The sequence below is a fragment of the Streptomyces pyxinae genome (assembly GCF_024756275.1).
Taxonomy (GTDB): Bacteria; Actinomycetota; Actinomycetes; order Streptomycetales; family Streptomycetaceae; genus Streptomyces; species Streptomyces pyxinae.
In genome coordinates, this window is record NZ_JANUGQ010000002.1 from 301,165 (window position 1) to 314,933 (window position 13,769).

Sequence of the window (13,769 nt, forward strand, 5' to 3'; positions counted from 1 at the left end):
CCCGCGGCCGATCCGGCCGGACCGGCCGGCCCGCGGGCTCCGGCGGCACGGCTCCGGCGCGGCGACCCTCCCCGGAGCCCAGCGCCCGGAGCCCAGCGCCCGGAGCCCAGCGCCCGGGGCCCGGAACCGGCCGCCGGGGAGGGGCGGAGGCGACCGGAGCCGGCTGCCGGGGAGGGAGGCGGGGGTGACCGGCCGCCGGGGCGGGACCGCTCCCGGCCGGGCCCGACAGAATCCGACCGGACCGGGCTCTCCGGTGACCGGGCGGGTACGTCGCCGGCTCACTCCGGTAACGGACCATCACGTTTTCCCACCCGTTCGGCGGACGTGCCGTACGCCCGGACGGCAGTCCGGCTCCGCCAGACTGGCCGCCGACCGCCGCGCAACCCGGCCGCGGCGACTGGCCGAGGAGGGCGACACATGGCCGTATCCATCTCCGTGGTGGTGCTTCTGGTGATCCTGGCGGTGGTGTTCCTGCGCAACGGCGGGCTGAAGCTCTCCCATGCCATCGTCTGCGCCCTGTTGGGCTTCTTCCTGGCGAGCACCAGCCTCGCCCCCACCATCTACAACGGGGTCTCGGCCACCGCGGACGTGGTCAGCGGTTTCAGGCCCTGACCCGCTCGCCCGTCCCCGTCCCCGCTCCCGCCCCCGCCGCCGGCCGGACGGGGTCACCCGGCCGGGGCGAAGACCCCGATCCCATTGGGCACCGGCCGCTGGGCGCCCCCGCTCGGATGGTTGAGCACGCTCACCCGGTCGGCCCCGGCCGCCCGTGCCACCAGCGTGGAGGAGCCGCCGCCGTCCAGATTGACCGCGTCCACGGCACCCAGGTCCCGCATCACCCCGGCCATCTCCACCACCGTCAGCCCGGTCCGGAACCCGGTCCCGCCGTCCAGCGCGAGCAGCAGCAACCGCCGCCCGCTGTCCCTGGTCCCGGCCGCCGTCCGCACGGCGGCCGCTACCGTGTCCATGCCGTCCAGCGGCCGGCCGCCCCGCAGCACCGGGAAGCCGCCCACCGCGAACCGGAACGCCGCCGCGCCGATCCCCACCAGCGCGTACCGCACCGACACCCGGTCGCCGACGGACAGTTCCCGCAGCCGGGCGGCGCCCGCCTCCCGGCCCACCAGTACCTGGGTGCCGGCCGGGATCGCGCCCCGGCCCGGGGTGGCGGCCGCCGCCACCACCTCGCCGCCGCGCACCGTCACCTCGTACGTCTCCGTGCTGCACGGGGCGTCCCGCCGGGTGTCGGTGCCGCAGGTGGCCCGGACCCGGGACGGGGTGCCCCAGTCGGCGGTGAACAGGCCGACCGAGCCCACCGGCAGCGCGTACTGATTGAGTCCGCCCAGCGGCAGCGAGCCGTCCGGGGTGGTCACCGTGCCGTCGAGGGTCAGTTCACCGACCCGGGCCCGGCCGTCCGTGCCGACCCCCAGCACCTGACGGGGGTTGGTACCGGGCGGCAGCGAGGGGCCGAAACGCTGGCCCTTGGGCACGGCCGCCTTGAGCGCCCGGCCGTTCACCACCGCCGGGCCCACCGGGGCGCCGGTCGCCTCGACGCCGGGGTGCTGGGTCTCGGAGAGGTGGAAGAAGTCGCCGTTCACCCCGCCGACCGCGTTCGCCCCGTCGGCCAGCGCGGAGAGCGCCGACCGGGCGGCGACCTTGCCCGGGTAGAGCAGCCCGACGGACACCCCGGGCACGTCCAGGTCCACGGTGAGCAGATGCGCCCGGGCGGTGCCCCGGGGCGAGTCGATGTCGAACTGCCGGTAGGTCACGCCCCCGGCCACCCGGGCCCCGGCCGGCGCGGGCGCGGCCGGCGGCGCCCCGGCCACCCCGGTGCCCACCAGGGCCAGCAGCAGCATCAGCAGAAGCACGCGCGTCCGGGCACCCGGCAGCGCGATATGGCGGCCTCTTGCGGTCACGGTTCCCCCAGGCTCTCGGGTCGGCCCGACGCTCGGGCCCGGATCGCGGAGAAGCTGCCCGCCACCGGCGCCCCGCGAAACCGCCCGAACGGACGACTTATGACGTAACCGGTCGCCGTTCGGGTGGTGCTGAGCTCGTGTCAGGGAGGGGTCGCAGGGGACCCGGTGGCGGTCAGCAGGGCTGCCGCCAGGTGTCGAGCGCCAGTCTCTTCCGCATCGAGGACAGACCGAGCCGGCGCGACTCGCCGCAGAACTCCTTGGTGGTCAGCGCGTATTCGACGTGGAACACCGCCTTCCCGGCCGTCACGAACGGCCGGAGCCGGGCGCACTCGCCGTACTGCGCGCACTCCTCGTTGACGGCGAAGTCGAAGGCCCCCACCAGCGCCGGGATCTGCGGCAGATCGTTCTTCAGCCCCACCGAGAGCCCGCGCTGGTGGGCGATCCGGGCGATCATCCGGTTGTAGGCCAGCTGATGGGCCGCGGTCAGCGGAAACCCGGTGTCATTGAGATAGGCGTCCAGCAGATCGGGCTCCACCGCGTCGAACCCCTTGGCCCGGCACATGTCGAACCGTGCCTCCATCAGCGGCCGGAGCACGTCCAGCCGCCGGATGTCGAGCCAGCGCTCGCCGTTCCAGCCGTTGGGGCGGCCCCGTACCGAGGCCGGGAAGGCGTCGTGGTCGGCGCGGAAGTTCTCCCAGGCGCCCGCGTTGATGTAGCAGATGACCTTGCGGCCGTCCCGGTGCAGCCGGGCCACGTCGGCGGCGTCGTTCTCGAAGCCGTCGATGTCGTAGACCGGGACGTCGGGCCGTGGATCGACCCGCCCGTCGAGCTGCCACTGCCAGGGCGTGCCCGGCCGGGGCAGCCAGCGCCCCCCGGTCGGCGGGCGGTCGGGGCGGGTGGTGCCGGGTGAACAGGCCGTCACCAGGAGCAGCAGACCGGCCAGCAGGGCACCGAGCACCACCCTGGCGCGTGGCGGCCGGCGGGGGAGGCCCGTGGGCCGGGCCTCCGGCGCGGTGTTCCTCATGTTCCCTCCGCCACCAGCCCGGAGGCCGCCGGGGAACCGGCACCCGCCGCGCCGGCCGCATCTGGCGCGCCCGCCCCGCCTGCCGTGCCCGCCGGACCGGTCGGGCCCGTCGCCGCCCAGAGGTCGGCCAGGGAGTCGGCCAGCCCGTACCGGGGCGTCCAGCCGAGCGCCCGGTGGGCGGCCGTGATGTCGGAGCACTGCCAGGAGACCCCCGCCGACCGGGCGGAGTCGCGGTCGCCGCCCGCCTCCTCGATCCGGCCCCGGAACCCGGCGGCGCGGGCCAGCCCGTGCACCAGCTCCCGCACCGGAACGGCCCCGCCGCCGCCCACGTTGAGGACCGAGGGCAGCGGGCCGGTGGCGGTGGCCGCCAGCACCGCCGCCCGGGCCACGTCGCGGGCGTCCACGAAGTCGCGGTACGCCGAGAGGTCACCCGTCCGCAGGACGGCGTCCGGCCCGTCGCCCGCCCGGCGCAGCCGCAGCGCCAGCCCCCCGGGCAGCCCCCCGGCCGGGGCGCCCGCGCCGACCGGGTTGCCGACCCGCAGCACCACCGCGTCCAGACCGGAGGTGGTCACCGCCACGGTGCCGGCCAGCTTGGTCGCCCCGTACGGCGCCACCGGCCGGGTCGGGGCGTCCTCGGTGACCGGCTCGCCGGGGGCGCCGGGCCCGTACTCCGCCGCCGAGCCGAGGTGCACCAGCCGCGCCCCGGGGGCGGCCTCCCGCAGGGCCGCGCAGAGCACGGCCGGGCCCCGGGCGTTGACCTCGGCCAGCCGGACCGGGTCACCGGCGACGGCGCCCGCACAGTTGATCACGGCGTCCGGCGCCAGCGCGGCGAGGCCGGCGGCGAGCCGGTCCGGCCGGACCGTCGCCAGATCGGCCACCAGCTCGGGCACCGGCCCGGCCCGGCCGGTGCGGCCGGCCGGGCCTCCGGTGGCGGGGGCGCCGGGGGAGCGGCCGCCGACGGACAGCCGTACCCCCGGCTGGGCGCGCAGCTGTCCGGCGACGTGCCCGCCCAGGTATCCGGTGAACCCCAGGACGAGGATGCGCATGAGCGGGTCAGGCTCCCTTGAGCAGCAGTGACTGATGGGTGGTGAACTCGGCGTTGGCGCGGTCGTAGTCGTCCGGCCGGCCGATGTCGAGCCAGTAGCCGTCGAACTCGTACGCGTGCGGGGCATTGCCGGAACCCAGCAGATCGAGGATCAACTCGTCGAAGCCGAGCGGCAGTCCGGAGGTGTAGCCGTCGAGCGTGGCGCGCGACAGACCGTACACCCCCATCGACACCCGGCAGTCCATGCTGGGCTTCTCGGTGAAACCGACGACCTTGCCCGCGTCGGTGCGCAGCACACCGAAGTCGATGTGCACCTTGCGGCAGTAGGTGGCGATGGTCAGCGGGGCGTCCGACTCGGCGTGCCGGCGCAGCAGATCCGCGTAATCGAGATCGGTCAGAATGTCGCCGTTCATCACCAGGAACTGTTCGGGGAGCCGGTCCCGCATGGTCAGCAGCGGGCCGATGGTGCCCAGCGGGCTCTCCTCGGAGGAGTAGTCGATCTCCAGTCCCCAGCGCGAACCGTCCCCGACATAGGCCCGGATGATCTGGCCGAGATGGCCGATGGCCAGGGTGCAGCTGGTGAAGCCGGCCGATGCCAGCTGTCGCAGCACGATCTCCAGGATGGCGTGGCGGTCCCCGATGGGCACGAGCGGCTTGGGCAGCGCCGTGGTGTAGGGGCGCAGCCGGACGCCCTTGCCCCCGGCGAGTATCACTGCGTGCATGAGAGCCTCCCTGTTGGTACGGCTGGTGGTGCGGTTGTCAGTTGTCAGTTGGCGGTTGTCAGCTGTCAGCCTTCGACGAGGTGTCGAACGCCGCCGGCGAGCGCGACGGCGACATCGCCGAAGGGCTGCCGGAGAGCCGCCGAAGAGCTGTCGAAGGGCCTTCCGGCTGCCGTCGGAGGCGGCCTCCGGCGTGGCCGCGGCGGGGTCAGACGTTGTAGATGCCGGTCTTGTAGCGGGCCAGGTTGGCCGGGTCGCGGAAGAACTCGACGGTCCGGGCGAGCCCCTGCTCCAGGTCGTGCTCCGGCGCCCAGCCGGTGGCCTCCCGGAGGCGGGTGGCGTCGGCCACCAGCCGCATCACCTCCGAGGCGGCCGGCCGGATCCGTCGGGCGTCCTCCACCACGTCCAGATCGGTGGCCATCACCTTGCCGATGAGCCGCACCAGATCTCCGACCGAGATCTCCCCGCCGGTGCCCGCGTTGAAGGTGCGGCCCACCACTCGTTCCGCCGGAGCGGTGCCCACCGCCAGGAACGCCCGCGCGGTGTCCCCGACATAGGTGAAGTCGCGGGTGGGACGGAGATCTCCCAGGGTGATGGTCCGCGAGCCCGCCGCGACCTGGCCGATGACGGTGGGGATCACCGCCCGCATCGACTGGCGCGGGCCATAGGTGTTGAACGGGCGCAGCGTGACCACCGGGGTGCCGAAGCTCGCGTGGTAGCTGTCCGCCAGCCGGTCGCCGCCGGCCTTCGAAGCGGCGTACGGGGACTGGGTGTTGATCGGATGGTCCTCGGTGATGGGCACGGTCCGCGCCGTCCCGTAGGTCTCGCTGGTGGAGGTGTGCACCAGTCGCGGGGTGCCCAGCGCCCGGACGGCCTCCAGCACATTGAGGGTGCCGGTCACATTGGTCTCCACATAACTGTGCGGCGCCTGGTACGAGTAGGGAATCGCGATCAGCGCGGCCAGGTGGTAGACGGTCTCCGCGCCCTCCACCAGGGCCCGGACCGAGCCCGGGTCGCGGACGTCCCCGAGGACGATCTCCACCTGGTCCAGTACGTCGGCCGGGAGGGTCTCCAGCCAGCCGTACGAGGAGAACGAGTTGTACTGGGCCATGGCCCGGACCCGGTGGCCGGCGGCGACCAGGGCCTGGGTCAGATGGGAGCCGATGAAGCCCTCGGCTCCGGTGACGGCGGCGAGCGGTGCGGTGGTCACGTGGCCTTTCCTCTCTGCGGTGTTTCTCTGCCGGTCCCCGACCGGCGGGGACTGGGACGGACTTGCGGGAACGGGGTCGTGGAGCCGGATGGCGCGGATCGGAGGTCGATCGGGGTGGACCGGGGAGAGTCCGTGGGGAGGGGACGGGGACGGTCAGGCGTGGGCGGCCGGGCTGCCGAGCCGGCGCAGCACCAGGACGACCAGCACCCCGGCGGCGGCCGTACAACAGATCACCGGCAGCAGCGGCCCCGGTGGCCGGCCGGTCAGCGCCGCCAGGGCCGTACCGCAGGCGGCGGCGAGCGCGGCGAGCGCGGGCGGCCAGGCGATGCCGAACGCCTGGAGCAGCAGCGCGGTCCAGAGGGTGGCGCCCAGGGCGACCAGCGCCCCGGGGTCGGTGCCGGTCAGCAGCGCGGCCGGCAGCAGCGGCAGCAGATAGCCGCCCAGACAGAGGCCGAGGGCGCGGGCACAGCGCAGGGTGAAGCCGCGTGCGGAGGACGAGGCGAGCAGCGCCCGTACCGCCAGCCCCCGGAACCGGTAGAGCAGCCACTCCGCCGGGCCCATGCTGAGCGTCAGGGCCACCACGGCGTACGGCCGGTCCTGCCCGGCGCACAGCACCAGCACCCCGGCCGCGAGACCGAACAGCCCGTAGGGCAGCGAACCGAGATACCCGGGCGGTACGTCCCCGGGGACCGCCGGCTCCCGCAGCGTCCCGCGCACGGCCCACCCGGCGGCCCCGGTGGCGGCTGCCACGGTCAGCAGCGGCAGCCCGGTGCGGAGCAGCGGACCCGGGTCCCACCAGGGCAGCGCCACCGCCCCGGCGGCCAGCGGCCCGAGCGACGCCAGCAGCACCCGCTCCCGGCCCAGCACCAGCAGCACCCCGGCGGCCGCCAGATACACCGACTGGCCCACCGCGATCAGCGCGGCCGGCCCCGGCCCGGCCACCAGCAACGCGGCCAGCGAGGCCAGCACGGCGCCCAGCGGAGCACCCGTCAGCAGGGCCCGCCCGGCCTCCCGGCGTCCGGTGGCCAGCCGCAGATAGGCCCGGTGGCCCACCGCCTGGCCCCAGGCCCAGGAGACCAGCGCGGCCGCCACCAGGCCGGGCACCGACCGCCCGTCCGCCTCCCAGAGCGGGGCGGTCAGCGGGAAGGCCAGCCCCGGCAGGGCGAACAGCGCCCCGCGCAGCGCGCAGCGCACATGGTCCGGGCGCCAGGGATCGGCCGGCACCGGGGGCTCGGGATAGGTGCGGGGCACCAGCCGGTAGAGCTCGGCGGCGAGCGAGAACAGGTTCGGGTGGCCGTACCGCTGCCGGATGCGCTCACCGGTCAGCCCCTCGGACTCCAGTACCGCCGCCACCTCGTAGGCGTGCACGGCCGGGGCGATCCGGTCGGCCAGCTCATGGGCCAGCTCCGCCACGGCCGGCGACCGGTCCGGCTCCGGGGCGGGGACCAGCCGCAGCGCCAGGGTGTCCCCCTGGCGCCCGTCGGGGTGCGGGGCCGTCTTGCGCGCCCGGGGCCGGGGCACCGGAGGGCGGGCCGGCCCCGGCTCCGGGGCGAGTACGACGCGGAGGGTCAGGGTGGTGTCGGCGGGGCCATCGCCGTGCGGTACCGCCGCCCGGGTGACGGCGTCGCCGTCCGGTTCGGCCGTCCGGGTGGCGCCGTCGCGGTCCGGTACCGCCGTCCGGGTGGCGCCCATGCTGTCCGGCGCGCTCCGGGCGGCGCCCCGGCGCGCAGGCAGCGGCGCCGTACCGCCTTCGCCGTGACCGCCGCCGTCGCCACCGGTGCGGCGTGTCCCGGCCGGTGCCGGAGCCGGTACCGCCCGCAGGATCAGCGTGTCGCCGCCGTCCGCCCCGCCGGTGCCGGGTGCCCTTCCCGCGCCGGGTGCCCGGCCGGTACCGCGCGTGCCGCCGTCGCGGCCCCCGGTGGCACGGTCGCCTCCGTGTCCGGTGGTCCTGCTCATCCGGCCACGCTCCCCGCGCCGCACGCCGCCGGTTCGCGCCCGGCCGGCCCGTTACCGGGCGCCGGACCGACGGGCGGTCCCGCCGCCGGCTCCCCGGCCGGCCGGGCGAAGTGCCCCGGAGCGTACGCCGGTTCGCGGCCGGTGCCCGTCGCGACGGCCGGAAGCGCTGTCTCCCGCTCCCGGCGCGCACCCGCGCCGGCCAGCTCCTGATAGATCGAGCGGAAGGTGTCCACGGTCTGGCGGAGGGTGAACTGCTCGATCACCCGCAGCCGGGCCGCCTCGCCCATCGCCGCCCGCCGGGGCCGGTCGGCCAGCAGCTCCAGGGCGGCCGCCGCCATTGCCTCCGGATCGCGCGGCGGCACCACCAGGCCCGTCTCGCCGACCGCCTCCCGCACCCCGCCGACATCGGTGGAGACGGTGGCCCGGCCGCAGGACATCGCCTCGATCAGGGTGAACGGGAAGCCCTCGCTGATGCTGGAGAGCATCACCACGCTGCCGGCCGCATAGGCGTCCCTGATGTCCTCGACCCGGCCCTCGAACCGCACCGCGTCCCCGTGGCCCAGTGACCGGGCCAGTTCCTCGCACCGCTCCCGGTACGCCTCGCCGCCCCGGGGGGTACCTCCGAACAACCGCAGGGTGGCGTCCGGAAGTTCGGCGCGGACCAGGGCGAAGGCACGGATCAGTGTCTCCAGGTCCTTGATCGGGTCGACCCGCCCGGCCCAGCTCAGCACCGGACCCTGCGGCTCCGGTCCGGCGGCCGGGAAGGCGGCGGGATCGACCCCGTTGTAGACCGTGCGTATCAGCTCCGGAGGCGCCCCGCCCTGCTCCTCCCAGAGCCGGTTGTACTGGTTCCCCGGCGTGACCAGGGCGGCCTGGCGGTACGTTTCTTCGGCCAGCAGCCGGAAGAAGCCCAGCATCACCGCCTTGACCGGCCAGCGGTAGGGAGCGGTCCGGTAGCCGAGGTAGCGCTCCCTGAGGTAGACACCGTGCTCGGTGAGCAGCAGCGGCACTCCGTGCAGTTCCCGCGCGGTGAGACCGGGCAGCACCGCGATGCCGCCGCTCACGGCGTGCGCCACCCCCGTCTGCGGCGGCCGGGCGGCCAGCGGGCGCAGGGCGTGCTCCAGCAGCGAGGTCGCCGTGACCGCGTCGTGCAGGGTCGGCCGGGCGGCGGCCACCGGCAGCCCGGGGCGCTTCCAGACGGCGGTGAGCACCCGGAGCGCCCGGTCCCCCCGGAGCGCCGGACTCAGCAGCCCGTCGCGGGCGGCGGCCGCGAGCTCATACAGTGCCGGGGCGAAACCGCCCTCGCCGGCCGGGTCGAGCAGGGCGGTGAGGAACTCCTCGTACGTGTCCATCAGCCGCCGTTCCCGGCCTCCGCGCGGCGCCCGGCCGACCGGGGCCGGACCCCACATGGGCAGCGACACCACCTCCGCCACCTGGGGCGGAAGCTCCCAGACGACGGGCTCCCGGCCGGTGCCGGTGACCGCGAGGACCTGGAAGTCGATGTCGGGCATGCCGCTGACGAGCTGGTCGCACCAGACGCTGACGCCGCCGTGACTGTGGGGATAGGTGCCTTCGGTGAGGAGGGTGACACGTGCCGTGCCGGTGCCCGGAACGGAGTGCGATACGTGCATGAACTGTGCTCCACGGCAGGAGAGAGGCGGGACGGCACCGCTCCGCCCGCCCGGCCGGGAGGCGCCTCTCGGCGCTTCCGGACGGGGTGGCGTGGGGTGGTGCGGTGGTGGGACGGGCCGTGCCGGCCCCTGGCTCGGGGGCACGGCGCGGAGTGCGGCGGGTCGGAGCGGTGCTGAGCGGGTGTGTGCGGTGCTGAGCGGGTGTGTGCGGGTCTGGGGTGGCGCTGTGCGGTGTGCGGGGGCCGGCGTGGTGCGGGAGCCGGCCCGGGAGCCGTGGACCCGGGGGGAGACCGGGGCGCGGCCGGGGGGCAGCGCCGTTGACGGACCGGTCGCGGGGGAGTGCGGCCGGATGGCGCCCGGACCGCCAGGGCGGTGGCCGCGGCCGGCCGGGGCGGGGAGCCCGGTCGTCCGGCCCGCCGCCGGGCGGTCGGGATGACCGGACCGGTCGGCGGGTGACGGCCGGGCACCGGCCGGGGCCCGAGGGCTCCGGGGCGCGGTGGGCCCGGCTAGCCGGCGGCGCCGTAGGGCACCGGCCGGGCGACCCCGGCCGGGACCGGCGGACGTCCGGCCGGCACCCGGGCCGGTTCGGGCGCCGCCGCCGGGGCCGTGGCATCTGCCGCGGGCACCGCCGGCAGCGCCAGCGTCAGGCCGCCCGCGCCGTCCGGGGCGACCCGGCCGGAGACCGTACCGGCGTACGGCTCACCGAAGGCGGCCGGCCCGCCGGAGCCGGTCCGGGTGGTACCGGCCGGCATGGTGGCGGCCACCGGCAGGCCCGCGGGCGCCGTCACCGTGACGGTGGAGCCGATCCGGTAGCCGGAAGCCCGGCCCGCCGTCACCGCCTCGTGCCAGGCGGCCCGGTCGCGCAGCTCCGCGCCGATCCCGCTCATCGGCAGGTTCACCAGCGGGGTGTCGGCGGCGAAGAGCGCGGCGTACTGGTCGAGGACCCCGTCCAGCACGGGGTAGCCGATCCGGTCCTCCGCCAGGTTCGACTGGTGGATGAAGTGCGGCCGGGGGTCGCCCGAGAGGACATGGCCGAGCGCGGTGGCGGTCTCCAGCGGCACGATGTGGTTCTGGTAACCGGTCGCCGGGTCCAGCGGCGCGTCCAGACAGGTGGTGGTGGCCAGCTCCTCGCAGAGCCCGCTGCCGCCGTGGGCGCGGCTGGTGTAGATCCAGTTGTACTCGTCGACCTGCTCCGCGATCCGGCCCGCGTTGTAGAAGATGTTGATCGGATGGCGGGCCACGGTGAGCGCCGAGCCGACCTGACGCTGCCCGGGGTCGCGGGAGTTGTCCGCGCCCAGCCAGCGGACGCCCTCGGCGGTGACCGCGGGGGCCAGCTGAGGGTTGTCGTCCGGCTGCTGGGGGAGCAGCCGGAGTCCGGAGTGCTCCCCGGTGACCAGCTCGCCCGCGCGCAGCGGCAGCCCCGCCCGCTCCGCCCACCGGCGGTTGTCCGCGATCTGGTGGTCGATCTCGGCGCGGCTCACCCAGCGGGTGGCGCCACCCGCGTCCGTGACGCACTTCCACGGGACGGCGCTGACATCCTGCTCGCAGCCGAGATAGGCGTGGTCATAGGTGTGGTTGATCCACCGGAACGCGTCCCGGTCCGCGACGAACCGGTCCGCCATCGGGTCGGCGCCGCCGTTGTCCGCGCGGTGCTCCACGCTGCCGCCGCCGTTGAAGGCCAGATCCAGGGTGATGCCACGCTCACGCGACCAGTCCACGGCGTGCGTCACGTCCTCCGGAGTCATCCGGATCGGCCGGGGCGTGCCCTCGCCGGGCCGGCAGTCCACGTCGCCGGGGGTGCAGTTGAGCACGGTGTCCCAGCGGTCGTCGGCCGCGAACACGTCGTCCACGTGCACCGCGAAGTAGTTCCGCGTGGTGCCCAGCCGGACGGACTGGGTCATCCAGTCCACGATGCCCCGGGCCAGCGTCCGGAACTGCCGCTGGTACTGGTTGTAGGCGAAGGTGACCACCAGCTCGCGCCGCCCGTCGTGCCGGTACTCGCCCACCAGCACGCCCCGGGTGGACCGGCCCGGGATCGGCGCGTCCACATAGGTGGTGAAGTCCGCCCCGGCGGCCGGCCGGGAGAGGAAGGCGTAACTCTCGCTCACCGAGGGCGCGTTGTCCTCGAAGGTGACCGGCCCCTTCAGATAGCCGAACGGCCCCGCCCGGCCCGCCGCGGTCACCTCGGCGTGAATGCCGTCCACCGACCCCGAATAGCCGCCGGGGACCGGGTAGTCGAGCCCGTTCTGCGGCCGGGCGTAGCTGTACGCGTCGACCTGCGGGATCCCGTAGGTCCTCTCGTACGCCACCAGCGCGGCCGTCTCGGCCGAACCGGCCGGGAACGGCGCGTCGTTCGGCAGCACCACGGCCTGGAACTTCGCCCTGGGCCGGCCGTCCCCGGTGCCGGTGGTGTCGGCGAGGAAGGCCGCGTCGATCACCGGGCGCCCGGCCCGGCTCAGATCGACGAGCGTGTACGGCGTTCCCCCGGCGTCCAGTTCGGCGGCGACGGCGGCGGTGGCCGGGCCCCCGTCGGTGACGACGAGCACCCTCAGATCGATCCGGGGCTCGGTGCCGGCGGCGGTTCCCGCCCCGGTCCGCGCGGCGCCGGTGCTGCCCGGTGCCTCCCCGGCGCTCGCGGACGCGGCCGGTGAGCCCAGCGTCAGGAGCAGCGCGCCCACGGTGAGCGCGATGGTACGTGCGTTCCGCCTCATGCGGTGTCATCCCTCCCCGGAGGGGCCCGCCCGGTACTCCCCACCGGACCAGCCCCGCCCCCCAGTGCCGTACCGGACCCCGTCGGATCGGCGCGGCGGTACCAACGGGTCACATAGTGCGGCCTCTGTGGAGGTTCCGTGCGCCCACCGTGGAACATGACGGAAAACCACAGGTGCCGTTTGCCCGCGCGCACGGCGCGCGGCGTCCCTCCGGAGCCGTCCGCCGCCCCTTGCGGAGGCGGTGGACGAGGCGTCACAGCAGGCGCTGCGCGGCTGCAATCGCTTACCGCCGCCGAAGCCCGCCGAGCCGGATATGCCAGTGGTGCAGACCTCAAGCCGAATGCGGTCGACGATCACTTTCGGCCACGCCGGACGGGGACCGGACGCGCCGGAGCGCGCGCCGGTCCCCGACGGGGCGTGCGGAGGTCAGGCGGCCGGAGCGCAGGTGATCCGCGTCTCCGGGGTGTTGTAGACGCCGTCCTTGGTGGTCTGGCCGTTGTTGTACTCGTAGTAGAGGTACGAGTAGAAGCCGATGGTGCCGTTGCAGCCGGAGTCGGCGGCGACATCGAGGGTGAGGGCGACCGTGCGGCTGGTGCCGGGGGCGACCGGGATCGCGTAGTTGACCCCGAGGCTGCCGGTTCCGGTTCCGGTACAGGTCACGCCCTCGCCGGCGCAGGTGGCGAAGGAGTACTTGAGGTCCTTGCGCTGGGTCGTCTGCCAGGTCGGCTGCACGGACTGGTACACGAACCAGATGTCGGTGGTCTGGTTGTTGGTGAACGTCATGGTCAGGTTGACCGAGGAGCCCGGCGTCACGGTCGCCTGGTCGGCGGTGATCTGAAGGTCCGGAGCGGCGGCGCCGGCCGGCTGTCCCAGGCCCAGCAGGACCATGGCGAAGGCGAGGACGGCGGCGGCGGACAGGCGTCTGATGTGTGAGATGCGCATGGCGCGGGAGGCTAGGACACCCCCGGCGCGCCCGTCTGCCCCCGCCGGGACCGGGACCGCCGCGCCCGGCTCGAACCGCTCGGTCCGGTGCAGCGAGTGGCGAGGGGCCCGTCCGGACGGCGCCGTCCGCATATGCGCCGGACGGGACCGCTGCGCGGGCGTGCGCCCCCGTCCGTGACGCTGGGCCAGCAAGCGGTTGCGGAACGTGTGCCGGAGGTGACGCGAAATGGCGTGTTTTCCCCGCCCGGACGAACCGGGGCGGGACGGCCGTCCTCGCTCTCGCGGGCCCCCACCTCCCGGCGATGCCGTCCCGCCGGACCGGCCCGGACCCACCGGGCGGTGGACCCGCGGTCCGTCCGTACGGGCCCGGCACCCGCCCTGCCCGGCCCTCCCCGCCGTGCGCCTCCGGCGGCCGGAACGCCACCGGCGGCCGCCGCCGTCCGCACGCCGGGGGCGCGAACCCGGAGCCCCGCCCGCGCCCCGGGTGAAGTGGCTTCAGCAGCCGGTGATCCCGGGCCCGTCACCGGGTTGCGGCTACGAGTCCGTTGGCTGCCAGGGCCGGTGGGCCCGGCCTGGTACCGGGTCACGACCACAGGTCGGTGGCCGCCGCGACCGGTGGGA

General features: G+C 75.5%; 10 protein-coding genes. 1 reads left to right on the forward strand and 9 read right to left on the reverse strand.

Annotated elements, in window-relative coordinates:
• Positions 1 to 417: 417 nt before the first annotated feature.
• Positions 418 to 612 carry a hypothetical protein gene (locus NX801_RS04220; RefSeq protein ID WP_258785534.1) on the forward strand — a complete coding sequence of 65 codons (195 nt, stop codon included), beginning with the start codon at positions 418 to 420 and terminating at the stop codon, positions 610 to 612.
• A gap of 53 nt (positions 613 to 665) precedes the next feature.
• Here the strand turns inward: NX801_RS04220 and NX801_RS04225 are convergent, their stop codons facing one another.
• The 9 genes from NX801_RS04225 to NX801_RS04265 form a co-directional block, all read right to left on the reverse strand.
• Positions 666 to 1,850 (reverse strand): phosphodiester glycosidase family protein, encoded by a 1,185-nt coding sequence (locus NX801_RS04225; RefSeq protein WP_258785660.1) that lies wholly within the window; start codon positions 1,848 to 1,850, stop codon positions 666 to 668.
• A 232-nt stretch (positions 1,851 to 2,082) separates the two neighbouring features.
• Complete coding sequence (locus tag NX801_RS04230; RefSeq protein ID WP_258785535.1) at positions 2,083 to 2,934, reverse strand: endo alpha-1,4 polygalactosaminidase; 852 nt, start codon at positions 2,932 to 2,934, stop codon at positions 2,083 to 2,085.
• Positions 2,931 to 3,980 (reverse strand): NAD-dependent epimerase/dehydratase family protein, encoded by a 1,050-nt coding sequence (locus tag NX801_RS04235; protein ID WP_258785537.1) that lies wholly within the window; start codon positions 3,978 to 3,980, stop codon positions 2,931 to 2,933. Before NX801_RS04235 ends, NX801_RS04230 begins: the two co-directional genes overlap by 4 nt.
• 7 nt (positions 3,981 to 3,987) lie before the next feature.
• Positions 3,988 to 4,701 (reverse strand): nucleotidyltransferase family protein, encoded by a 714-nt coding sequence (locus NX801_RS04240; RefSeq protein WP_258785539.1) that lies wholly within the window; start codon positions 4,699 to 4,701, stop codon positions 3,988 to 3,990.
• 205 nt (positions 4,702 to 4,906) lie between these two features.
• Entirely contained in the window at positions 4,907 to 5,908 is a 1,002-nt protein-coding gene (locus tag NX801_RS04245; protein ID WP_258785542.1) for an SDR family NAD(P)-dependent oxidoreductase, read from the reverse strand.
• 153 nt (positions 5,909 to 6,061) lie between these two features.
• Positions 6,062 to 7,864: a hypothetical protein gene (locus NX801_RS04250; RefSeq protein ID WP_428986054.1), complete on the reverse strand. Its 1,803-nt coding sequence runs from the start codon at positions 7,862 to 7,864 to the stop codon at positions 6,062 to 6,064.
• On the reverse strand, positions 7,861 to 9,495 hold the full coding sequence (gene pelF, locus NX801_RS04255; protein WP_258785543.1) for a GT4 family glycosyltransferase PelF: 1,635 nt from the start codon (positions 9,493 to 9,495) through the stop codon (positions 7,861 to 7,863). Before pelF ends, NX801_RS04250 begins: the two co-directional genes overlap by 4 nt.
• A 506-nt stretch (positions 9,496 to 10,001) precedes the next feature.
• A complete protein-coding gene (locus NX801_RS04260) occupies positions 10,002 to 12,206 on the reverse strand; it encodes a hypothetical protein (protein ID WP_258785544.1) in 2,205 nt (734 codons plus the stop codon).
• Positions 12,207 to 12,632: 426 nt separating this feature from the next.
• Complete coding sequence (locus NX801_RS04265) at positions 12,633 to 13,148, reverse strand: hypothetical protein (protein ID WP_258785545.1); 516 nt, start codon at positions 13,146 to 13,148, stop codon at positions 12,633 to 12,635.
• Positions 13,149 to 13,769: the final 621 nt, after the last annotated feature.